The organism is Nostoc sp. (genome assembly GCF_036919675.1).
GTDB lineage: Bacteria > Cyanobacteriota > Cyanobacteriia > Cyanobacteriales > Nostocaceae > Nostoc.
Genome location: NZ_JBALCP010000098.1, coordinates 101,138 through 126,261 on the forward strand (window position 1 = coordinate 101,138; position 25,124 = coordinate 126,261).

The 25,124-nt window shown below is 36.8% G+C and carries 19 protein-coding genes and 1 pseudogene; 2 read left to right on the top strand and 18 right to left on the bottom strand.

All coding sequences use genetic code 11. The features are described from left to right. Positions 1–80: 80 nt before the first annotated feature. Both V7K49_RS21035 and V7K49_RS21040 read left to right on the top strand, forming a co-directional pair. A pseudogene (locus V7K49_RS21035) lies at positions 81–725 on the top strand (tetratricopeptide repeat protein); the annotation flags it as partial. A 313-nt stretch (positions 726–1,038) separates the two neighbouring features. Continuing rightward, the gene (locus V7K49_RS21040; protein ID WP_334871914.1) at positions 1,039–1,881 is read left to right on the top strand and encodes a methyltransferase domain-containing protein; all 843 of its coding nucleotides are present in this window, start codon (positions 1,039–1,041) and stop codon (positions 1,879–1,881) included. Between the two features lie 89 nt (positions 1,882–1,970). Here the strand turns inward: V7K49_RS21040 and V7K49_RS21045 are convergent, their stop codons facing one another. The 18 genes from V7K49_RS21045 to V7K49_RS21130 form a co-directional block, all read right to left on the bottom strand. Beyond that, the gene (locus V7K49_RS21045) at positions 1,971–3,161 is read right to left on the bottom strand and encodes a glycosyltransferase family 4 protein (RefSeq protein ID WP_335207249.1); all 1,191 of its coding nucleotides are present in this window, start codon (positions 3,159–3,161) and stop codon (positions 1,971–1,973) included. Positions 3,162–3,179: 18 nt separating this feature from the next. Continuing rightward, entirely contained in the window at positions 3,180–4,013 is an 834-nt protein-coding gene (locus tag V7K49_RS21050) for a glycosyltransferase family 2 protein (protein ID WP_334871916.1), read from the bottom strand. Positions 4,014–4,019: 6 nt separating this feature from the next. Continuing rightward, complete coding sequence (locus V7K49_RS21055) at positions 4,020–4,781, bottom strand: FkbM family methyltransferase (protein ID WP_334871917.1); 762 nt, start codon at positions 4,779–4,781, stop codon at positions 4,020–4,022. Then, positions 4,774–5,961, bottom strand: a complete 1,188-nt coding sequence (locus tag V7K49_RS21060; RefSeq protein ID WP_335207250.1) for a glycosyltransferase — start codon at positions 5,959–5,961, stop codon at positions 4,774–4,776. The genes V7K49_RS21055 and V7K49_RS21060 overlap by 8 nt, the downstream gene beginning before the upstream one ends. 6 nt (positions 5,962–5,967) lie before the next feature. Continuing rightward, a complete protein-coding gene (gene asnB / locus V7K49_RS21065) occupies positions 5,968–7,839 on the bottom strand; it encodes an asparagine synthase (glutamine-hydrolyzing) (protein ID WP_334871919.1) in 1,872 nt (623 codons plus the stop codon). Between the two features lie 100 nt (positions 7,840–7,939). Further along, on the bottom strand, positions 7,940–9,034 hold the full coding sequence (locus V7K49_RS21070) for a glycosyltransferase family 4 protein (protein WP_335207251.1): 1,095 nt from the start codon (positions 9,032–9,034) through the stop codon (positions 7,940–7,942). An 86-nt stretch (positions 9,035–9,120) separates the two neighbouring features. Continuing rightward, a complete protein-coding gene (locus V7K49_RS21075) occupies positions 9,121–10,554 on the bottom strand; it encodes a hypothetical protein (protein WP_335207252.1) in 1,434 nt (477 codons plus the stop codon). A gap of 191 nt (positions 10,555–10,745) precedes the next feature. Beyond that, on the bottom strand, positions 10,746–12,287 hold the full coding sequence (locus tag V7K49_RS21080) for a lipopolysaccharide biosynthesis protein (RefSeq protein WP_335207253.1): 1,542 nt from the start codon (positions 12,285–12,287) through the stop codon (positions 10,746–10,748). Positions 12,288–12,781: 494 nt separating this feature from the next. After that, positions 12,782–13,435: a methyltransferase domain-containing protein gene (locus V7K49_RS21085; RefSeq protein ID WP_335207254.1), complete on the bottom strand. Its 654-nt coding sequence runs from the start codon at positions 13,433–13,435 to the stop codon at positions 12,782–12,784. Positions 13,436–13,586: 151 nt separating this feature from the next. Further along, positions 13,587–14,561 (bottom strand): glycosyltransferase, encoded by a 975-nt coding sequence (locus V7K49_RS21090; protein ID WP_335207255.1) that lies wholly within the window; start codon positions 14,559–14,561, stop codon positions 13,587–13,589. Then, on the bottom strand, positions 14,562–15,773 hold the full coding sequence (locus V7K49_RS21095) for a glycosyltransferase family 4 protein (RefSeq protein ID WP_335207257.1): 1,212 nt from the start codon (positions 15,771–15,773) through the stop codon (positions 14,562–14,564). It abuts the gene before it with no gap. Positions 15,774–15,815: 42 nt separating this feature from the next. Then, complete coding sequence (locus V7K49_RS21100; RefSeq protein WP_335207259.1) at positions 15,816–16,703, bottom strand: class I SAM-dependent methyltransferase; 888 nt, start codon at positions 16,701–16,703, stop codon at positions 15,816–15,818. Positions 16,704–16,796: 93 nt separating this feature from the next. Then, positions 16,797–17,738, bottom strand: a complete 942-nt coding sequence (locus tag V7K49_RS21105; protein ID WP_335207261.1) for a class I SAM-dependent methyltransferase — start codon at positions 17,736–17,738, stop codon at positions 16,797–16,799. 3 nt (positions 17,739–17,741) lie between these two features. Then, positions 17,742–18,806, bottom strand: coding sequence for a CgeB family protein (locus V7K49_RS21110; protein WP_335207263.1), 1,065 nt, complete (start codon positions 18,804–18,806; stop codon positions 17,742–17,744). A gap of 2 nt (positions 18,807–18,808) precedes the next feature. Further along, positions 18,809–20,002 carry a glycosyltransferase family 4 protein gene (locus V7K49_RS21115; protein ID WP_335207265.1) on the bottom strand — a complete coding sequence of 398 codons (1,194 nt, stop codon included), beginning with the start codon at positions 20,000–20,002 and terminating at the stop codon, positions 18,809–18,811. Between the two features lie 2 nt (positions 20,003–20,004). Further along, positions 20,005–20,685 carry a nucleotidyltransferase family protein gene (locus V7K49_RS21120; protein WP_335207266.1) on the bottom strand — a complete coding sequence of 227 codons (681 nt, stop codon included), beginning with the start codon at positions 20,683–20,685 and terminating at the stop codon, positions 20,005–20,007. Further along, positions 20,686–21,633 (bottom strand): polysaccharide biosynthesis protein, encoded by a 948-nt coding sequence (locus V7K49_RS21125; protein WP_335207267.1) that lies wholly within the window; start codon positions 21,631–21,633, stop codon positions 20,686–20,688. It abuts the gene before it with no gap. Positions 21,634–22,181: 548 nt separating this feature from the next. Further along, complete coding sequence (locus V7K49_RS21130; protein WP_334871931.1) at positions 22,182–24,392, bottom strand: GumC family protein; 2,211 nt, start codon at positions 24,390–24,392, stop codon at positions 22,182–22,184. Positions 24,393–25,124 lie beyond the last annotated feature (732 nt).

The following is a 25,124-nucleotide window of genomic DNA, read 5'->3' on the forward strand; positions in this document are numbered from 1 at the left end:
AAGATATAAGCACAAGTACGGCGATACCACCTATGTATAAAAAGTTTTGACCTTAGCAGTGGTTACATTGGTTATTTAAGGTGACATTTCACCCAAGCTCTGTTCAGCAAAAGCCCTTGTTCAGACTTCTGTTTGCTTCCTTTGCGTTTTTAGTCTTGGCTGCACCGACAATTACTAATTTTCTAGTCAGCAAGCTGCTGGCAGAAACCGCAATTTCTCAGGATCTCGAAGCAGCTGGCTTTTTCCAACAGGGAGTCATGCGCTACAACCGCAAAGACTTACAGGGTGCGGAATATGCCTTTCGCCAAGCATTGCAGCGAGATCCTAACCTTGGGGCAGCACGGAACTATTTAGGTAATATGTTCTTGCAGCAAAATTGCTTGGATGCAGCTTTACAAGAATATGCAGAGGCGATTAAAGTTGATCCCAATTTTAGTGAAGCTTATTACAACTTAGGGTTAGTGTTGCACCGACAAGGAGAAAAAGAAGCAGCGATTACGGCTTATCGCCAGAGCCTTGTGATAAATCCCACAAGCGTAGCAGCGTTGTATAATTTAGGTTTGGCGCTGTATGAACAAGGACAGCTAGAAGAAGCGATCGCAACATACCAAAAAGCAATTAATTTAGATAGCAGTAATGCCAATGCTTATTTTAACTTAGCGATCGCCTTGGAAAAGCAAGGTAAAATAGAGCCTGCGATCGCCACTTATCGACAAGCCTTACAGCCATGCTAGTACCGCAAGGCGGAAGTCAAAAGTCAAAAGTCAAAAGTCAAAAGTATTATTGAATGGGCTTTTTAGGGATTTTAAATGGTTGCTCTATTTACGCCGTGGCGTACTAGGCATCCTGGAAACATGCGGTATGCAAGTGAGAGCAAAGGCAGCTTATTAAGGTAAAATTAGTAGGTTTTTCCAGGTAAGAGAAACTGGAGTTTATTATCCCTGCAAACCGAAAGTCCCTATTTTAATTAAAAACACACATGGTAGCCTATCTGTATGTTTTTATTTAATTCGGCTTTGTTTTAACACTGCTTTTTTCATGAGTGCAACACTTTACCAGCAAATCCAGGAATTTTACGATGCTTCCTCCGGGCTGTGGGAACAGATTTGGGGCGAACACATGCACCACGGCTATTACGGCGTCGATGGTACCCAGAAAAAAGACCGCCGTCAGGCTCAAATTGATTTAATCGAAGAACTGCTCAATTGGGCAGGGGTACAAGCAGCAGAAAATATCCTAGATGTGGGTTGTGGCATTGGCGGCAGTTCTTTATACCTTGCACAAAAGTTTAATGCTAAGGCTACAGGAATTACACTGAGTCCTGTGCAAGCCGCCAGAGCAACAGAACGCGCCTTGGCAGTTAATTTGAGTCTGAGAACACAGTTCCAAGTTGCAAATGCTCAAGCAATGCCCTTTGCTGACGATTCTTTTGACTTGGTTTGGTCGCTGGAAAGCGGTGAACATATGCCAGATAAAAAGAAGTTTCTCCAGGAATGCTACCGAGTATTGAAGCCTGGTGGCAAGTTAATTATGGTGACTTGGTGTCATCGACCAACTGATGAGTCCCCACTAACGGCGGATGAACAAAAACACTTGCAGGATATTTATCGGGTGTATTGTTTGCCTTATGTGATTTCTTTGCCAGAGTACGAAGCGATCGCCCATCAACTACCATTACATAATATCCGCACTGCTGATTGGTCAACCGCTGTCGCCCCCTTTTGGAATGTGGTGATTGATTCTGCATTCACTCCCCAAGCGCTTTGGGGCTTACTAAATGCTGGTTGGGCTACCATTCAAGGGGCATTATCACTGGGATTAATGCGTCGCGGTTATCAGCGTGGGTTAATTCGATTTGGCTTATTGTGCGGCAATAAGTAGGGGCGCACAGTTAGCTGTGCGCCCCTACGCCGTGGTGTATCTACTTTTGCCCACCCACTTACTTAGTAAGCTCAAAGTTACAGGTTTGATTAAATACCAAATAGGAGCTTTTCGTATTCAGCCAGCGCCCGTTTGAAAGTATATTTGCTTTCGTATACTTGACGTGCTTTCTCTCCCATCAACTTAACTTTTATACTATCACTAGCTAATTCATTGATTAAATTGGCAAGGTGTTGAGGGTTATTAGGAGGGGTATTAATACCGCAACCAGAATTTGTTAATAATTGGTCAATGTATGAGTTTGCTGAGGAGATAGCAATAATTCCTCTTGCTGCTGCTAACATACCGTAGAGTTTAGAAGGAGCTACTATTGATTCTGCGCCCGGTATTAGGCTGACCAATGAAAGGTCACAAGCGGTAAGAGAGAGGTGTAATATTTCTCTGGGCTGGTAAGGTAATAAGAAGATGTTTTTTAGTTTGTTGGATTGAATTGCTTGCTTTAATACTTTTGTTTTAGCCCCATCACCAATAAAGACAAACTGAATAGGAGCATTTTTAAGTATATTGGCTGCTTCAGCAATAGTTTCTATATCATGCAATCTACCCAGATTACCTGAGTATAAAACTGTGAAAACTTTGTCAAGATTATACTGTTGAGCAAAATCATTTGCTTGTTTATCACAACTAATAATATCTTCTACTGCCCAATTCTCAATTACTTTAATTTTTTCTTTTAACTCCGGATATTTATTCTCCAAAAAACACTGCATGGAAGTGCTGAGGACAATAATATTGTCAGCATATTTGTAAGTTAAATAAATTAATTTTTTAAAAAAAATAACTGAAAAGCTATTTTGCTGAATAATGCCAGATATTACAGCAGATTCTGGGAAGATATCTTGGAGTAAAAAATGATATTTTCCCCCACGAACAATTTTAAAAATAGTGCCTAAAATCCCAGCATATGGTGGATTAGAAGCGATTAAAAGTGGCGTAGTGCGAGGTAGTAAAAATATCACATATTTGAAAGCACCTAAAAGAAAAAATATTGAGCTAATAATTTTACTTAAAATGCTACTGCTGGCTGCAATAGGAGAGAAGGCACGGTTGATTATGGCTTGATTTGATAATTCAGGAGTTGTGTCTTTTGCCTGAGTCCCTGTGAATATATTTATCTGATAGCCTTTTTGGGAAAGTCCTTTGGCTAAATCGGTCATTAGTTGGGCGGTAGCAGCGTGGCTAGGGTAAAAGTATTGAGTGATAATTGTAATTTGTTGCATGTATTTATTGTGGAATCATCAAAGACCTAATCCAGATTTTTTACGTCTCAGTTCTATGATTTTGACTACTATCATAAATTCATACATGGCATAGAGGAGACAGAAAATAACAGCCGTTATTCCTTCTAAAAAACCTAATCTTAGAAAATACATCTGTAGAAATCTGATAATGGGGCGTATAAACCAAAGTTTAGCTGCTAATAATCTAAGTTTTAGTTTGCGTTCAGTTCCTAGAGCAGATGCTTTGCCTGTTTCCAAAAATTCCACAACTTTTTGAGCATCCCAAGAAGAATAACGATCATGCCGTTCTAACCAATCTCCAAATCCTTTAGAATTAGCATAATGATCGTAAGGAATATTAATTCTGCCAACTTTAGCACCGGAAGCCAAGTGTTCCCAAACACCACCTGTAAAAGTGACTTCTCCTAGTTTGAGTAAACGGGAATGCCAATTAGGATATCCTTGTGTAAGCTTGAGCCATTTACCCCAAAATAGATAACGCGCGGGCAGTTCATAAGCATTATATTGTTGATTACTGGCAGAACATACACGCTGAATTTCTGTTGCTAAATTGGATGGAATAACCTCATCAGCATCTATAAATAGCACCCATTCACTTTTTAAATTACAATTTTGTAAAGCCCAGTTGCGCTGCTCAGAAATTTTGAACGGTGAAGATGGAATATGGGTAAACACTTTCGCTCCCAGTGATTCTGCCAACTGTATTGTTCCGTCAGTGCTGCCTGAGTCTACAACAATAATTTCTTGACACCACTGTAAAGAGTCTATACATCGGTTGAGATTGCAAACTTCATTTTTAGTAAGAATAGCTGCACTAATATCTGAATTCATAGGTAGTTATTCTCTTGTACAATAAAAGTAGCCAAGATGTTTATGATCTGCTCGCTTCACTATAAAGCCCTGTGATTGTAAAATCTTCTCTAGTTCATCTGGATCACCTTTATCTGGATGATATTCTAATGCCATACTTTTAACAGCTTGAGTCCAAGATAAATCTCCTTGGAATAAATAGAATTCACCACCTTCAACGTCACATTTCAAAAAGTCACAAGTTCCTACAGTTTCTATATATTCATAAATATTAAATTCTTGTATTTTAGGATTGGATTTAAATAAGGATTGTGTCCAATCATCATAAAATCCACCAACTACGGCACATTTAACTACCAGACGATTTTCATATAAATTTTGTTTAACATTATGTTTAATGGTATTGAGAAATTCTGATTGTGCTTCTACAGCATAAACTTGTGCTTGAGGCGCTTCGGCAAGTGCAAATATTGTAAATGCTCCACCATTTGCTCCTAAATCTAGTATGTGTTTTGCATCTTTCAATTTACGTGGTTTAGTGTAACATAAGTGACCATATATTTCACGTATAACTCCAAAATCAATATTTGTGAAATAAAGTTTTTTATCATTAAACGTTATACTAAATGATTCATTTAAACTTTTATCTAATACTCCTAAACTTTTTGTTTTTATTAAAACATTAAAATATTTTTTTATTCCTGATATCCAACGAATATATAAAGGTAAAGGGAGAAGTTTTTTAACTAATAGTAGCTCATTATAGAAACGATATAAATTATTAAGCACAATGGTTATCTCTGATGCAAATATAATAATTTGTTGTCTGTAGAGAAGTTTTCTCAATGGAGAAAATATTTTCTATCCATGCTCTGGATTTAAATTTTAGGGTTTGCATTTTGCTAGGAAATTGAATCAATTCCCCAATAGCTTCAGTCCACTCTGATGCAACTCTAGAACGCACCCACCCCACGCCACCTTCGGCTACCTCATCATGTAGCCCAACTTTGTCGGAAATTAAAACAGGACATCCACAGGCTAGAGACTCGACAACGACATTACCAAAATTTTCATGACGGCTGGGCAAGACAAACAAATTAGCAGCAGAGTATATTACTGGCAGTTTCTTAGGTTCGCATCTTTCTAGAAAGATAACTCTATCTGATAAGTTTGCAGATTGAAAATGCTGCTGTAGTTTTGCTTTAGTACCATCATCATCGCCACCTACAAAAACCATCCGCCAGTTAAGATGTCGCAACGCTGCTAAAGCCTGAGGTAATAAATCTAACCCTTTTTTGTGGTGGAGACGGCCTACATTCAAAAGGATGAAGTCATCTTCACTAAAGTTTTGAGATTTACGCCATGCTTTTGCTGCTTCTAAAGCAGGTTGCCAAAATTCAGTGTTTAAGCCATTGGGAACGATAAAAGATTTTCCTGGTAGTTTTAGCCAACGACACTCTTGTAATTCTTGCTTGCTAGTGTAGTGGATACCATCTGCATTTGTCACATTGAAGCGTTCTTGCCATAAGTAATATAGTATTTTTTTAGCTGTTTTCTGCTGCCAGGAGTAAGGTCCAAGTGCGCCTCTAAGGGAAACAATATAGGGAACACCTTGATTTTTGGCTGCTTTGCAAGCCGCTCCACTGGTACGCTGCCAAACACCTGTGACATGGATAATGTCAAATTCCTTGGCTCTTGCTGTTACTGCTTGCTCCATACCTGGGCAATGAATACCAATTCCTGGTTCTTGTTGAAAATATGTGACTTTGACTCCATTACGCATCACTGGCTGGTTGAGGGGCAATTCTGGTTGATTATTTAACCCAGCATTAGAAGTAAACACTTCTACTTGATGACCAAGGGCAGCTAATTCTTCACAAAGTTGGCTAACACTAAGTACGGGGCCACCGAACTGCCAAGCAGGGGCGTAAACGGGGATGTAGTGCAGAATCTTGAGTTGCTTTTGCATTATTACCTAGCTATGCTTTTGCAGATAAAACCCAAGGCTCGTCAGCGCCCAGTAACGACGAACTTGTTTTGTCGGGTCGCCAATTTTTAAATCATGTTCTACTCGGTCAGCATTTAGCTGAAAGCCGTGAGCTTGATTAAGGTGAGTAAAAGCTGCGTGTAAACAGTCTCGTAGAGGCCCGCTTAAATACATTGCATAATCTAAATCGAAGCCTGTTTTCTGACGTTTCAGAGCGTGCTCTAAGGTTGGCGGAATCTGATCAGATAAAAGGGGCTTTTTCTGTTTTTTAGTTGTTCGTTTCTCACTCCAAGGAATTTGCATTACTTTTTCCATATAGCGCCTACCTAAATAGGGTACGCGTAGTTCTTGCTGATTCGCCATTGTGGCCCAGTCGCTATCTCTTAGTAAGGTATTTCTCAGGTAGCCTTTAATTTCACCAAGAGAAATTAAAGTCTCCACGTCAAGATTAAGTTTGTTGTCTGTTTCATCATCCCAATTTGCCACTGAATTGTAAAAATATGGTGCTACAGTCCAAAACTCAGATATTTGCTTAGGGGTAAAGAAACGCCGCGTTTCTCTTAACATTCTGGAAGGTGAATTTATTTGCTGGAATAAAAGATTTAATCTTTCTTGATAAATAGAATTCTTACGCCAGCCTTTGATATTTTCTATCCAAGGCAGAAGTAGAGACTTCATATCACCCAAACACTTTCCTAGTTGATATAACTTTGCTATAGAAACAAAATGAGGATAGCCACCATGTAACTCATCTGCACCACAACCACTAAGAACAACGGTTATACCATGTTGTAATGAAGCTCTAGAAATAAGATAAGTATTTGTACCATCTGATGATGGTTGATCCATTGCTGTAAAGCTATCAACTAACCAAGTACTTAGCGTTTTATGAGATAGATAAGCTACATGATGTTTTAGCTGGAGTTTTTGTGCAGTCATAGCTGCCAAATTACTCTCGTCTCTAGTAGAGTCTTGTAAATCGAAGGTAAAAGTAGAGAGATGATCTTGCATAACTGGAGCTAGCATACTAGCAAGCACTGTACTGTCTATCCCGGCTGACAAAAATAAACCCACAGGAACATCAGCAATGAGTTGCTCTTTAAGAGTATGTAACAAAACTTCGGTATGACTTATGTGAGATGTCGGTTCCCCTATGTGATTGCATACGTGTTGGGCTAAATTCCAATAACGAATAGGGGTAGATATAGTGGCTAAGTCAGTCCGCAAATCAATATAAGCATAATGAGCAGGGGGAAAAGCTTTAATCGCTTGTCGGATAGTCCGTGGCTCTTGGAAGCTGCCATATATTAAATACTCGTAGATACTCTGTTCGTCCCAGTCTGTTGCTACTAATCCAGACGTAATTAATGCCCGTACTTCCGATGCTAAAGCAATGCCTCCACCGCGAGTTTGAGCATAGTAGAGTGGTTTCATTCCAACATGATCCCGTGCTACTAAAAGACGTTGTTGAATAGAGTCAAACAATAAAAAAGCAAACATACCGTCTAGGCGTTCTACTATTTGCTCACCCCAGACACGATAACCTAATAACAAAACTTCTGTATCACTATGAGAGGTAAACTCTACACCCTGTGCTTTCAATTCTTGGCGTAGTTCCAAGAAGTTATAAATTTCCCCGTTAAAAATAATCACATTACCCGTTTTTACATCTACCATAGGTTGATGCCCAGCAGGACTAAGGTCAAGAATTGCCAGACGAGTATGCAGTAGGTGAATGTGGTTTGCTCCTACATTTCTTTGCCATGTACCTTGGGAATTAGGGCCTCGATGATGCAGAGCAGCTAATACATTTGATGAATTAAAGTCTTCTCTGCCTATGTAACTGTATATACCGCACATGTATTTAAGGATTTGATTGGTAGATTGAGCAATATAACTGTGATTTTGAGCAGAGTTGTCAAGTGATTCTTGAATTGCAATCGAGAAAATTTTTTACCCGCTATATAGATACTTGGAATATTTGGTTACAAATCTGGTGACACCTCTGCTCAAAATTTTCATAGGAAAAATATTCTAATCCCTGCGGTATTACTCCTTTGGGACGCTTCAACGCCTCTAGAATTCCCGCCTTTATTTCTTCTGGATCATCAGGATTAACAAGAATGCCTAGTAAACCATTTCGTACTGCCTCACGACTGCCATCAACTTTACTCGCAACTACGGGAATACCGCAAGCCATTGCTTCTAAAAAAACAAAGCCAAATCCTTCTCCCTTACTCGGCATCACATAAACATCTGCTAGCCGATAGTGGTCGGCTTTTTTGGCTTCAGAAATAAATCCTGTGAAAATCACTTTTGCCTGAAGATTAAGCGATCGCACTTTCTCTTCTAATCTCTCTCTATCAGATCCTTCCCCCACTATTAAGTAGGATAAATTAGGAATTCTTTCGCTCAATTTAGGCAGCAACTCGATTACTTCATCAAACCCCTTATATCGTTCATAAGAGTCCAAGCGTCCCAATGTCATCAGAACTATCTTGTCCTTCAGTCCATATCGGGAAATAAGTTCAGAATTTTTCTGATCATGGCCATACTGGTCGAGAGCGATCGCATTTGGCAGTAAAAATTGTTGCACTTTGGGTATATTTGCCCAGGATTGAAAGCGATCAAATGTAACTTGGCTGATAGAGACAATACAATCTACTGCTGGAAGACAGTAGTTAACAAGGTTTTTATGAGGCTTCCAGGCTTCGATGCCATAGATTTCTAGAAGAATAGGCGCTTTTGTCCACAGTTTAACTAGCCAAGCAAGCGGCAGCATATAAAGATGACCACAGACAATTAAATCGAATTTGGGGTTGGCTCTGATGGTATGAAAAATGGCATGAATGTAAGCCAACTTACCTTTTATTCCTGAGGTAATATATGTAAGTTTCTGTGGCAAAGTTTCAATGCGATCGACAACACGTCTTGGAATAGCAACCACTCCATCACAATTCTTGGCACTACAGAGACAGTTAATAAAGTCTCGGTTGTACTGTGAGATACCCCCTCGTCCTCCAAAGGCATCTGTTAACAGAAAAAATATTCTCATTTTTTTAAACAAATGATATAAATTCCTAATTAGAGTCTTTATCAAAAGTGTTTGACTTACTTTTCTAGAATTCCTTGCTAGGTTTTTTACTGTAAATTTTTAATTTTTTTTGTTGTTGCTTCTAGCACAAATATCAAAGCCCATATCAACAAACCATCTTTAAGAAAATTGTAAGTTACAACGCTAATGCATCCAAGAATACTTGGAGCATAAAGTACGGAGCAAGTGTAAGCAAAAGATATCCTTAAAGTTATTCTTAGTAATTGTTTTTTTAACCTACCAATATATCCACTCAGTTTTGTTAAGTAGAAAGACATAATTAGTGAAAATATAAAAACTGCTCCATAACCTCCCCTCTCAAAAGCATCAGCCATAGAAGTTATAGGTGCGTTAGTAAATTGAGTAATATATACACCATATTCATCTCTTAATCTTTCCCCTCCATCATCCATAGGCTCTTTGTCGCCTAGAATTTTAGGCATAAATGCTGTTGCAATACGTTCAAAGTTGCGTAACCCAATATAAGATCCAGTCTCAGCAACATGATCGATTACTATTTGTCCTGTAGGCTCTGCGATTCTCGTAAAAGTACTATAAAGAGGGTCATCATAATCAGATCCTGTTGCTTCTAAATTTCCAGTGGCAGCTTTACCTATAAGTGTTATACGAGTAACTAGATTTATAGATTCACTAAAATCTAAGTTTCCTCTAACATTGCCAATTATAATAGTAAAAAACAAAACAAATGGGATTGAAATTACAATAAATTTTTTGATATCTTTAGACTTAAGCTTTGAATAAAAGCTTCCTAAAATGGTATAAATAAGCATACGAATACTCATGCCACGTCCACCAGTTAGACTAGCTATCAGCATAGAGAAAAGTACAATTATTAGATTAACAATATTTGATTTATTCAGAAGTGGCCGATTTAAGCGAAATCCTAAGAATAGAAAGAATAAGTACTGTAATGTACTAAAAGCACTTAAAAAGTATAATACGGTTCCAGGCTCTACTGTGTTTCCGATCTGTTGCCTAGAGAAAAAACCACCACTGAAATAATTGACAACCAGAAAAAATGCAAAAATAGCACCAGTTATTTGAAATCCTTTAGAGGTTAATTCATTTGTAATCTTTTCATTATAATTTAAGCTTTTAGATTGGAATTTTTTAAAAGGTTCAGCAATTAAAGTACCTAATAAACTTCCCCACATTACTAAGTTAATCAAAACCATTGTAACTACAGTATGAGTCCCAATATTGAAGCCTTTTGGAGATAGAAAATATATGCAACCTAAGAACCCAATGACCCAACAAATAAATTGACTGATTGAATAGCTTATTGATAGCATCCGAGTTTCCAAACTTCCATCTAATACTGACAAACGCATCATCAGAATTAAAGGAATAGCAGCAGAAATTCCCAAAGACAATTCAAAAAGGCCAAAAAAACCTGGAATAACTGAAAATATTAGTAAAAAAAATACTAATGTTGTGTCTAAATAAGAAAGTTTATTCATTTTCGTAAATGTATTAATTCTGTAACTTATAATCCCATATCCATTTAGTTGGATAATAAACTAGAATTCGTCAACTTGTAATTTAGACTTGATGTTAATCTTGACTATAGGAATTCATTTGATTTTTGAAAACCCAAGCTGACTGAAAGGTTGCTGGAGAAAACTTTGGTTCCCAGTATACCTAGCAAGACTCAAGTCCGATGCTTATAGCTTAAAGATGTAAATTTATAAAATAGTTTAATTAGTCTATAACGCACATCTATAGATAAATATTGCCATTGCCATAAATATAGTCCTATCAAAATTATTCCTCCAACTATTGATGCAATTAACGGACTCAACCAATATAGTCCTACAGATATATAAGTCAACCCCACTATCACAACAGCAAAAAAAGCTAAAACAATTCTAGTAAAGAGTAAGTTTCCACCTAGACTCCTCAGTTCTAGGATGGTGTAAATTGTTGCCATTATCCCTGAACCAATGATTTCACTACAGACTATTGCTATCCCTACAGCAACCAAGCCATATTTAGCCAAAAAAAGGCTAGTTATGCCTAAAATAATTGTCGTTTGCACAACCGCAATTGTTGTTTGTGCTTTTATATGATTAATCCCCATTAGATAAATGCTTTGAGGATTACCAAAGTTTTTTAGCGAAATTGACCAAGCTAATATTAGGTAAAGTACCCAATTAAAGCTGATTTGACCTCTTGTCCAATGCAAATATATTGGCTCGATACATGGTAGTGTAATCACTAAGCCAAGATTAATTAATAAACCCCCTGACCACCAAGCCGTAGAAATCATATCTACTAACTTCTTATGTTCACCCTGAGTATGATAGCGTGTCATCTCAGGTATTAATGACATTGTAACAATTGCAGTTCCCGCTAAAAAAGTATTAGTAAGAGTTCGCATAGTGCTAAGTGCAGGAATAAATGCTGCTCCAACTATGCCAGACACAAATAAAGTTAACCCATTATTTTGTAATTGCGATAAAAATCCTACACCTGTAAGAAAAAAGGATTTACAAACATTAGTAAATGCTATTTTCCAACTACCATTAGTCCAAAAGGGATAAAGGTTATGAAAGATTTGATATACTTCTCTAAAGAAAAATATGTATATAATTAGGGAAACCAAACTGCTAACTATAGAAGCTACCAGTAGTTTTCCTCCTAATATAGCAGTCAATAAAATACTAGTTACTTTAAAAAACTGTGCAATTATTGCCCAGGTGGTAAACCTAACATACATTCCAAGTGGTAAATAAAGACGAGATAGAATACCCCCAACAGAACCAGTTAATATCCATGTAACTACTAAAACAATAAGTGCAACTCCAATTTCTTGATTTTCTGTTATTACTGAGTTACTTCCCAAAATTTTTTCTATAAATCCAAAAGCTATGATTCCAATTAATATTATTAATTGCAAACAGCCTAATATTCCCGCCATCCAAATACTAGAGGCTAATGTCTGTTTTAATTTTTCTGTGCCAGCTCCAGTTATGTAAAATTTAGTTAACTCGTTACCAACATAGTTTTGATGACCATTATCAATAGTTTGCAATAAACTCATAAATGCAGATATCGTTAGCCATAATCCATAACTCTCGACACCCCAAAACTTAATGAGAATTGGGACAATTAAAACAGTCTGACCCAAATTGAAAGCAAATGAGAAAATATTAACAACAATGCCATTTAAAGCACGTCTTTCTACATTCATACATAAAGACCTTGATGGGGTTAATTTGACGGATTACTGATAAGAAAACATCAACATACTGTATTGTTTTTAGATTTAATAAATGTAACATCTTAAGAGATAAGTAGGTGGGCGCAATTAAACCCAACTACGTAAACTTATGTAAAGCACCAGAAAGGCTTTCAATATAAGCTTTTAATTAATTTATATTTCTTAATCTAGTTGTATTTTTTAACGCCCACCTACTTATAGTATTTGGTAATAGATTTGAGGGTAACTTTAGTATGATTAACGATATTTGAAATATTCTCTAAACTCGACTTTATCCATTTGCTAAAGGATTACCAAAGGAGCGATGCCTAACTTACAATCTGATTTATCAGTACCTTTTAATTTGTCGATACCACTAGAACTAATGACAATAGAAAAAGTTTTGCTCTCTGGGCTATAACTTTTATCAAATACAAGGGTTACGTTCTTTGATTTGAATAAAGTCGAGCTAATTTTTAATTAATCTATTTGATACTGTTTTTAATAATAGCACCCACTGCAATGTGTGAAGCACATGACATCGACCTTCCATAGGTATTAAAAAGCTTGTGAATAGTCTTAGAGTACATCAATCCAAATTTATTTTTTTCTGGTTTTGGCAATACGTATGTATGATCAATTCTGTTCAAATTAGTTTTAACATTATAAAATCCTACATATTCAAAATATTCTTCCAACAAATAAACAGAACGACGCTTACAATACTCTTCATAGAAAGTAGGATTAATTCGCCAACAATCAATTGGATAATCATGAATTGGCCATACTGTTGGAGTGATGATAACACAAGTTCCGTTGGGTTCCAGAATAGAAAATACGTTATCTAATACTCTGATTGGATCAAAAGTATGCTCTAGAACGTTAAGAACTAAAATAGAAGAAAATTTATTTACAAATGCTTTATTAATTTCAATTTCTGAATCTTCAAAATTAGCAACAATATCAACTCCTTCTCCTGGATACATATCAGTTCCAATGTATTTTAATCCCGCATCTTGGAGTAAACTTTTACAATTATTTCCTTCACCGCCACCGCCGGCACCAAGGTCTAAGCATGGAGAAAAAATCAAACCAGCATTAAGTAATTTTTTAATATATTCAAAATCTGCTCCTATCATCTCATTCTTCTCCTGTGTTAGTTTGAAATTACAAAATTACAATATATTAATATTTTTTGTGCTATTCAATTGTTTTCAATCTAATTAAATTCAATTGCTGTAAAACGAATTGCTATAAAGTCGTTTGAGCATAGACACAATCCTTATATTATTAATTTGGTGGTAAAATGAAGCCTTTCTGTCTACGAGCAGTCCACCTCTGAGGTAAAGTTTTCAACATTGCCCAGAATGTTTTGCCAAAGCCCGTGACTTGATTTATAGCCTTAAGAATAGTTAGAGCCTCTGACAAATATCCTCTAAGAGCAAGTTTGAAGGCAAACCACAGATGAAACTGCATAATGTGCGATGCCCAATTTGGTGCTGACTTAAGATTTATTACATGCGGACTGGCCAAGAGCATCTTTACCATTTCAGATCCTTCTAAGGAAGCGCTGAGATTCTTTCCATTAATAACTGACAGTTGCTCTTGATGAACTCTAATAACTGCTACGTTAACTCTAGAAATTAGAATTGGGCTACAACAAGCAACTCGATATATCCATTGCCAGTCTGCTGCATGTCGCCAGTCTGATCTAAAATCACCAACTCGTTCATAAAGACTCTTCCTAAAGAACATTGCAGTAATATTGCCATTGATACTCCCGAATTTAAGTAACAATGGCACGCTTTGTTCAGGTTGAAAGATTTTTGTTTCCTTAGCTATATAATCATCATAAAAAATCTTGGCATCAGGTAATCTTTCACCATCTGCATTAACTGAATATGTAGAAGATAAGATAAGATTGGCTTCAGAATATTTTTGAATAGCATTTATATTAGTTTCCAAACAATGAGGCAAGAAAAAATCATCAGTGCAAAGAATTGTTATATATTCACTATTGCAGCGTTTAATAGCTTGATTGAGATTAGCAAAAAGCCCTATATTGTGGGTATTATAGTAAATTTTTACCTTAGATATTGCAGCATATTCTTCTAATAAAGCTTTTGTATCTTCAGAAGAATTATCATCTGCAATAATTAATTCCCAGTTTTGATAGGTTTGCTGTAAAACACTATCAATGGCTTTAGTCAAGTATTTCTTACGATTGTAGACGGGTAAAACAATTGATACTAAAGGCTCTATCATTTAGACCTCTATCTTCTTCCTAGTAGATTCTGGATTATGTAGAAATTTATAAGATTCGATAGCACGTTGGGCATAAGAACTCCAATCCAAACCTGTAGCTCGGAATGATAGTGCTGCTTCTCGTTTAGATAAAAGTAAATTTTTATCCTGGGCTAGTGTTTGTAAGCAAGTAGCTATAGCTTGGCTATGCCTTACAGGTACTAAATATCCTGCTGGATACTCTTCTATACCCATCTCTAATTTGACTGGTTGCACACCAGACATCCTTAGTAAATCTTCGCCACCAGTATTAGTTGTGCAAATTAACGGCAACCCACACGCAAGAGCCTGTGCCTGTACATAAGCCAGCCCTTCTTCAATACTTGCCATGACAAAAACACTACTATTACGGTAGTAGTCCACTAATTGCGGCTGTGGTACATGACCAATCAATTTAATTCGTTCATCTACTCCTGTTAATAAATGAGGGGTTTCTGCCGTAGCTCCACCAACCAAACATAATTCACTATTTGATATATCTGCCTCCATAAAAGCTTTAACTAAATAATGAATTCCCTTACGTACACTTAAAGAACCAGCATAGATAATACGAAATACATTATCCTGTTTTAATCCAGGTGAAAAGCTTTTGATGTTTGTACCAAAATGGTTAAGTACTAGGCGTTTTTCAGGAAATTTTTGGTTAAGAAAACTACCTTTCACAAATAAACTAGGTACTGCTACCTTATCTGCAAGTTCATATTCCCGTAGTTCTTGAGCCACAACATCTGGATGTGTTTCTGCCCAGTCTAAATTTAGGCGCTGATATTCCTCTCTCAATAATTGACATTGCACCCTCATGTGAGCAGAACTACGCTCCAATAGGAAAGGTATGCCATTCTGTTTCGCCCAAAGCAAAGCAGGCTCAGAAAAACTTGACCAGCCATGTACTAGGGTGCTGCCTTCTAGGTATCTACTTGCTGCTTTAGCAAATAGATTGTGGAGTAAAGCTTGGGATTTCATCACCAATTTTTCTTCACCTATTTGGTAGATAGCTTTTCCTAATAAAAGAGTTAAAGGCAAGCTAACTACTTTATCATCAGGTATTCCCCATTTACGGGTTTTGTATTTAGGATAGTTGGTGATTAAACGATGTAAAATACCTGCTGAATACAGTTCTCTTGCTAAGTCAAAAGCGTGCCATCTTCCACCAACAACAATAGATATTTTCATAAGCCCTGAATAATATGAATAAGACAAATTAACGATAAATATCTAAACCTTTACGTTTGGGTATGATAATAGCAATAACTCCGAATCAAAAGAAGATAATAGAGTTTGATTCTTCTTTTGATTCCATTGAATGACATCTGATAGGTTGTCAGATATTGATGATGAGAAAAATGGATTGTCTTTAAATTCTTGCTTGTAGAAAGTATCACTTAAATGATTTGGATGATTCTGTCCCCATAGAGAATGCCAAGCAGTATAATGATTGAGTCGATACGAATCTGAACCATTTGGTGTAATAGCTATAAAAATGCCATCTGGCTTCAGCATTTTTTTGGCTAAAGCTATAGTTTTAGAAGGAGACGGTACGTGTTCAAGTACATGATTGCTAAAAAATATATCTATCGTATTTTCATTTAATGTATTGGATATATCAATCATATTAATACCTAAACTTTTTACAGCAAAATCAGATCGAAGTTTTGAAATTTCATAGGCTGAAACTGAAAAACCTGCTTCTTGAAACTGCCAAGATCCATAACCCCAGGAACAACCAAAATCAAATAATTTATTTTTTTGAGGATAGAATAATTTAAGTAATTTAATAATATTAGAGTAGGATTTTTCATAATTTTCAAAGTTTGACTTTAATAATTTTTCTAGATATTCTCTATCTGGCAAATCAGTTGTAAATTCTTGAGAATATTCACTTTGATAGTATTCATAATTCTCTTTAACATTTTCTGTAGGAGTACGAAATCTCAGATAGCAATTTTCACATTCTCTCAGGTGCGTAAATATAAATTTACTGTCTATATTTTTTGATTTACTGCTACCACAGTTTGGACAAATCAACCTTTCTATTTCCGTAGAAAGAAGCATACACTTTATTAGCCATTTAGATTTTTGTATGGTCTTGTTAAAATTATTCATGCTTTAAAGATTCCTGTATTTTATGAAAACGAAAACAAGCGTAATTTATTTAATTATTCCAAAATGCTCTCAACTAAATACATAATGTAATTTTTAGTAATTACTAGATGATTTGACTAAGCGAACTAGATTAGAGCTAATTAAAAAATCATCTTCGTGTTTATTAGTATATTTATTACACAACTGCCGAAAGTTTTCAGGGAATTTAGTTTTAAATGCTAAAGATTTAGGATCTAATTGCAGAATTAAATCTTTTATTTGAAAACCTACTTTTTGGAATAAATTACAGTATTCTTGAGTACTTAAACGAGAAAATAGATCAAGCTCAACATAACGCCCTCCACTTTGAAAATCTTCATTAGTTTGCAAGAATGACAAAAAATATTTCATATATTGTTCAGAATCTAGCAAGAGATGGTTAAACACATTTTGTAAACCACCGCGCCCGGAAAAATGATCACCCCCAGCAGAAAACCACAGAGGTCCATAGCCAGCATATAGACTTCCTTCTGGTTTCAAAACGCGAAATGATTCTTTGAGAACTGATTTTAAATCTTGACAGTGTTCAAAAACTGCATCTGATGCACATAAATCAATTGATTCATCTTCAAGAAATGAATGATCTTCCAAAGGAGATTGATAAAACTCAATTTCAACATTTAATTTTTCTTTACAATAATGGATAATTTCAGTCCAAGAATCTTTAAATTCAAATAAATCAGTTGCAATAATTTTTTTAGGCTTTAATCTTGCCCAAGAAATTACATCCCAACCCGTACCTGTTCCTTGTACAAGGATCACAGCATTTTTAATATCACAACGATAAGCCCCCCAACACCGACGATCCTCTAGAGGCATTCCTCTGCCAGGTAGCAATAGTGATGGCTTTAGTATTTGAAGAATTTCTTTGGATAAATATTTAGATGCATACAATGAGAGCAAAGGGCGGAAAATAAAGTACAGTAACCTTTTTAAACCTATAGTTTGACTATCCTTATCTTGCTCTTGCCAGGGAGATTTGGTGTAATTGAGCATATTTTACTCCTGACTCCACCATTGCAAAATAGTCTTCAATCTAGCCGTATAAGTATTTGATTCCTTAACTACAAGCTGAATTCCTAGTTGTCTCATTTGCTCTCTTTCTATTGGATTCTCCAGTAACCATTTACATTTACTAGCTAAATCCTCTGGTGAAGAAAAGAAACCATATTCAGGATAGCCATCTAGAATCTGTCTGTGTTCTGAAGTATCCTCATAGATTCCACATCCACCACAAGCAGCGATCTCAAAGGTTCTAAGTGTAGACTCATCTTGGTTGCGTTTTCTAACTATGCCAAGAGCTAATTTTGAGCAGGAAAGTGCCAGTCTATACTCTTCATTTACAACAACTGGATGCTTCTCCCAATTCTTCACATTGATATTTTCCCAAGCACCGCCATATAGTTTCAGTCTTAAGTTATTGTTTAATTCTGCGATTGCATCCAAATATGGGATACGTTCCGAGTCTGCTCGACCAACAAAACAAATATCGGAATCAAATTTTTCTTTAATATTTGAATATATATTCTTAGGTTGGTAATGTAAAAAAGGGTCGTATGCAAAGGGTAGGAATTTGGCTTGCTTTACCCCATGTTGAATTAATTCAGTTAAAATTTTGCTTTTTGTGCTGAAAACTAGATCGTAATGGCTGAGATTATCTATAAACTTGGAACTATAGTGAAAAGTGTTCCAAGGATAGTCAGTTAAATAATTAACTATCTTGATTACCTTTTTACTACAAAGCCTGAATAAAGATTCTTCCAGTGGGAAAATCCCAGTTACAAAAACTAATTGCGGTTGAAATTCTTGTATGGTATTTGCAAGATGGGAATTAAAAGACCACCACTCTAAAGGTCGCTTGCCAGACAACTTAAATAATGCCTTACCCCAAAGAGATTTCATTGAAGGAGCATAATTGCTTGTGTCACAGGTTTCTACAATCAGTCCTATATCTTGAGAGGCTTTCAGAAACACATAACCCATATGGTAAGGTTCTGAAACATTCCCAACTATAACCATTTTTAAGGTATTTTTAGAAAAATCATTAGGGTTTAACTGAAACATATTTAAGTAAGCTCATTTGACGTTGATAGTGACAATATTTGAAAAAACAATTGAGCCATTAAATCTCTCTGTCTATGAATACTTAGATGGTTAATCGCTCTTTTAACTGCTAAATCGGCTATATTTTGACGGAATTCCACATCCTGCAAAGCCTGACTCAGAGCATTCACCAAAGACGATTGATTATTCTCTGGAATAATAACTCCTCCATCTCCTATAACTTCAGGCAATGCTCCGCTATTTGAGGCAATGACTAGACGACCACATGCCATCGCCTCAACAGCTACTCTGCCATATTGCTCTTTAAAGTTAGGGGTAGATAATGAAGGTACTACGACAATATCAGCAGCGTTTATATAGGCAGGCATTTCCTTATGACTTGCATCAAATTTGACTACTCGTGACTCTAGATTGTTTTCTCTGATCAAGATTTTTAATTGTTCGTAATATGAATTGTCATAAGCCTTAAAGTTATCCAAAAGAAACTGCCATTCCAAATGTTTTAGCTGTGCCAAAGATTGGATTAGAAGATGCAAACCCTTTTCAGGTATTATTCTTCCAAAATAAGCAATTGTTATTTTGCTCAATCCTAACTGTTCTCTAGTCGCTAATCGTGTCTGGTGATCACTATAAAATAGATTCGGGTCATAGCCAAGAGGAATTAGCGAAACACGCTCCGCATATCCCATCTTGCTCAATAGTTTAACTCCATCAGAGTTGATCGCAAAAATATGTCTAATATTTGAGTTTCCTAAATCAGACAATAACTTAATTACTAAAATTCCTAAGGCGCTTGTAATGCGTCTTTGAGAGATTTCTGTCCAAAGACTTTTAATTAAATTATCGTTAGTTTGTACTATCAGGGTTGAGTTATGAAAACGCGCCCAATCACCAAGCATCCATGCCAATAAGCTTGCATGGTCGTTATCCATAAATACAATACGTGGACGCAAGACGTTTAGTAATTTTAACAGCCCTTTATAGATTCTAAAACGACCATGAACTTCTAGCAAAGGAAGACGATGAATCTTAGGATCTCCAGGAGAATCATCCTCAGATGTTCTTATACAATTGCCAAACTTCATGTGTTTAGGAATTACGATTTCCACTGACCAACCTAATGCGGCTAATTTTCTATAAATTAGGCGATTAACTGATACAAAGCAAGAATGAGATATTACTAAAATATCAACCATACTCAGTTATGTAAGAATGTGTTATTCAACTGTGAGAGATGCTCTATGGTATCTACTGCAAGCCATTTACTTGGATAAACAGAAGAGACAACTAATTGCTTTTGCTGAATTAACTGTTCCCATAAAAAATAAAAGTCTTTTCCCTCTTTTGTAAGTAGGTTCAACCTATATGGATTTATAATCTGAATTCCAGAGCAGTATATATCTGAGCTTTTATATCGATTGAGTTCTGTCACAAGATTGCCATCGCGAAATATATAATCCCCTTCCAGCCCAGGAACAGGAACCACTGGTACTAGCATACAGGGAGCATTTCCAAACTCTTGATAGTTGTTTTCTAGTAAGTCAAAATCCAAGTCGATCACATTATCACAGGTGAGTACGTAAATTGGTTCATCCAAATACTTAAGTAAAGTGTTATAAATCCACCAAGAGTTGCTTTTATCATTAGTATTCCATACTGAAAACGCACCATGCTCAATAACATGCTGTGCTAGCATTGCTCCTTTATATCCAACAGTCACATGAATTTTTTCTATTCTTTTAGCTATTTGTTCAATACCTTTGGCTATAAGCGTTGAACCGGCGTATGGAGCCATTGGCTTTGGGACAATGTTAGTAAGAGGTATCATGCGTTGCCCCCTGCCAGCAGCCATAATCAAAGCATGTTTAATTATTCCCATTTACAGTTCCTCTATAGGTGGATTATTGATAATCTTCAAAATTCCACTTTCTGATAAGCGTTCTGCATTTTCAGATGAGAAAACCTCTGATAAAGGTTTTGAAGCTATTTCATTAAATGAAATGACGTAATGCAAAATATCTTTAAAAATTTTCTCTGAAGTGTGTGCTAGTTCTAACTCACCAATCAAAAACTCATCATTTCTCTCCCCTGGCCGCCCTTCCATTTTTTCCCAATGACCGCCTTTGTAGTTAGTCCAAGTAGTTAAGATATCTTTGATTTGAGCTGACTTCATCTGTCTAGCTAAGACCTTCCCTTGCAAATAGTCTATGTTCTCTAGAGCAGTAACTATTAAACCAACAGCTTCATCTACTGTGAAGAAAAATCTTCTCATCTCAGGTCCAGTAGAACGAATTATCCCTGTCTCTTCATACATTTTTTTCCATATAGGTAATACTGACCCGGTTGACCAAGCTACATTCCCATACCGAACGCAGGTAAACTTGGTTCCAGCTTTACCATTCATTGCACAAAATAGCCTTTCCATTATTGCCTTAGAGAGACCATATGTATTCCTAACTGGAGGGGCTGCTTTATCAGTAGAAATACCTATCACTGCTTCTATATTCTTTTCTACCGAAACTCTGGCAATACTCTGAGAGCCAACTACATTTACATCAATGCATTCCATTGGCTGATGCTCTGCTAAATCCACAAATTTTGTTGCAGCAGCGTGGATAACAATATTTGGTTTTACCACGGTAAAAACATCTCTAACAGATTCAATATTAGAGATATCCATTGGTAAAACTGGACAACCGGTAAACTTCTGAGCCTGAAAGTTTTGCTTATTGTTTCTTCCAGTCAAAACAACAGAATGATTGTTTTTTAACGCAATACCAAGTCTTTTTCCTAAAAAACCTGTTCCACCTGTAATTAAAATTGTCATTGGGTTTATTGTTAATCGCTATGCTGTAGTGGGAAATATGTGGTGATAATTGAGATTCCTGTTTTTTCCATACATAGTCTATTGAAAAGCGGATTTAGAAGCATCATCATATTAGGATAAACAAGCAGCAATAATAGTAAGCATGTAATTATTATCTATTGCAGCTCGATTAGATTTTGGGCGATTACTACATACTTGTCAGCTCAAATTGAGTTACGCTTACCCTGACTCAAAACCCAGATTTTTTAACTCAAATTATTCTTTAAACAAGTACTCTTTGTGCTTACTACGAACTCTCTTAAGCTGCCATAATCTTTGTTGTGATAAACGTTCCTCAAGTGGATGCTAAATATCCACCTAAAGAACGCAGTAAAGTTAAGATTCTTGTAAAATACTTTACTGCCTTCAACACGATACTTTAGCAAGTCTTGCTATTAATTAAGCATTTCAACCGACCGTATTAACTTTATATTGTGCCTATAACTTTACACAACCTAAATCTTGAACCACCTCAGAAAAAACACTGATTTTGCCAAATTATTAACCAGTTAAAGCAGTCTTAATCCAGTGATTTTACTTAAGTTGGACTTAATCTTATCCTTCTTCCCTGAATTATTCTTTCCAGTATTTGTATGGGAGTAGTAGTAGTTGTAGTCATTATGATCAGTAGTTACACAATTCACCACCATTCCCAACACAGTCACACGCGAATGTTCTAACAGTGCTTTTGTAGTCTTAGCCGTATCAGAATTAACTACACCAGGACGTGTAACTAGCAAGATTCCATCTGCCATTTTGCCTATAATCGAGGCATCTGCCAGAAGGCTTAAAGGCGGAGTGTCAATAATCACGCAGTCATAATCTTGGGCAGCTTGTTGCAGTAACCCATTCATCCGCTGTGAGTCTAGTAGTGCAACAGGGTTAGGCGGTATGGTGCCAGAACTGAGCAATTCTAGATTTATTACCACTTCCTTGGCAGCTTCTGCTAACGTAGCCTGCCCCACTAAAACATTACTTAACCCCATTAAGTTAGATTGCTGCCACATTTCGTGTTGACGAGGGCGACGCATATCTGCATCAATCAATAGCACTCGCCGTCCCATCTGGGCAGTAGCAACTGCTAAGTTAGCTGCCACAAAAGATTTGCCCTCATTCATCACAGAGCTGCTAACCACAATCACGTTCAATTCCTTATCAGAAAGGGTAAAACCCAGGTTAGTCTGGAGCATTTCAAAGGCTGCATTAACCGATGAATAAGGGTTATTGAGTACCACTAATTCGGTTGGACTCTCACCACGAGCCAGTCTAGCTTTTTGATCAAAAACCGGAATCGTACCTAACAAGGGATAGTCCAATAACTCTTGGGCTTCTTCTGCTGTCTTCACAGACTTGTCTACAGCTTCTAGCAATAAAGCTGCTCCAATAGCTAAGAAGAATCCTAAAAATCCCCCTAGTGCCAAATTCAAGCTAATACGAGGAGAAATTTTCTTCTTAGGAACTAAAGCCTCAGAAACAATCGTGGCGTTGCCTACATTTTGGTTCTCTACTAATTCAACTTCTTGCAATCGCTTCAGTATTTGTTCGTAGGTTATTTGTGCTACTTGTAGCTGTCTTTTTAGCTGTAACTGTTGTTGTTCCAGTTTGGGTAGGCTTCTGAGACGTGCTTGATAAAGTACAAATTCCTTCATCAACACACCAACTTGATTCTGTAATCCCAACCGTTCTACTTCCACTTGCACCAAATTAGCAGTTAGAGTCTGCTTGAGTTCTCCTATTTGTAAATCTTGCTCTGGGATAGGCTGTGAACTACCCAGAGTTTGGGTGACTCTTCCTTCTAGCTGCTTTTTGAGAGCTTGTTCTTTACTTAACAAATTAGTAATGACTGGGTGTTCATCGGTAAATTGTGACCTCTCCACTGCTAACTGGTCTTGAACCTTCTGATATTCTGATAGCACTTGTTGTACTGCTTTGGATTGACTTAAGCTGGTGAGTGCCATAGCGTGCCGTGTGTTCAATGCCAATTGATTTTGGAAAGCACCAGAACGGCTCTTAGCATCAACCAACTGCGCGCGTAGTTGGGTTATCTGGCTGGATAAGTCATTCAGCCTTTTGACTCCTTGTATAGCTTCTTCTTCTAGGGAAACAACCTCGTATTTTTCTTTAAACCGACGCAGTGCTGCTTCCGCCTCTGTGACTTTTGCCTCAATTAGAGGTAATTGCTTGCTTAAAAATTTCCGTGCTGCTGTGGCTTCAGAACGGTTAATCCGAACATTATTTTCCAGATAAGCACTCATCAATGTATTGATGATAGCTGTGGCTTCTTGAGGATTAGCACTACGGTAAGAAAGTTGTAAAATATCCGTCCCTCGGATACTTTTGATTTTCAAGTTAGGCAGAAAATTATCTATTTCTAATGGTTGTCCCAGATTATCCTTGAGCTGCAACTTAGCAATAGTTTTTTGACTCAGGGGGTAGGAGCGAATGATTTCGGCTTCGGTTTCCAAAGGGTTAGAGAGACTTGTCACTCCACTGAGTTGTCCGAGCTGCTCACTTGCACCTGTAAGGGAAGAGACACCACTTTGTTTATTAAAAAGGAGTTTGCCCTCGGCTTCATAAATTGCTTTTTGACTAAAAGTAACCAACACTGTGACTCCTAAGACCGACCCCATAATGGTTATTATCAGTAACCAACGTCTTTTTACAGTCAGCCAATAGTGTTGAAAATTAATCAGGTCTTGCTCGTTTTGATGAGAAGGCATAATTCACCTAATACTCTACATATGGAAACTGTTAAACATTTAGTTGGCTCATTTGTACTGATATAAAGCACTTCTTGTTTGCATGAAGTACATTTTTCAACCTTACCCCCAACCCTCTCCTTGCCAAGGAGAGGGGAGTGTTTGTGTCAGCAAATTCAGGGTGACGTTCCGACTGTATTGCACCGAAGTGAGAACTGAATATAGAGCAAAGAAGTAGAACAAAAGAGGTGATATAAGTGGATGGGTGTAAATAAATATAATATGAACTGTCATTGCGTTCGCTACGTAAACGCAATGATATATTACATTTAATTATGCCTACCTACTTATCAACTGGTCTAATGTTTTCTAAAATTGCTCCTTATTGATTGCAACTGGATCTGAATAATCCATAAAGATTTAGTTAAAGATTATCAAGGTTTTTCTGTGAAAAAACCTACGTATTTTTACGGTTTTTTCTTGATTATATTACTATGAATTTTAATGTATAATTTACTATAAACACTGCTAATGTATTTACTCAAGGAATATTTTAGCGACGCCGATAGCGTTCGCGCAGCGTCTCGTAGAGAAGCGTTAACGAGTCTTGCCTACGGCACGCTGGCGCGAACGACATAGCCCGCACTTCTCTACGAGACGCTCTTGCTAGCTTGCTTCTCCGTAGGGGTACGGCATGGTTTATTGGTGTCAACTTAAGCTCAAATGCATGTCCCACAGGCTACCCCCCTTAAT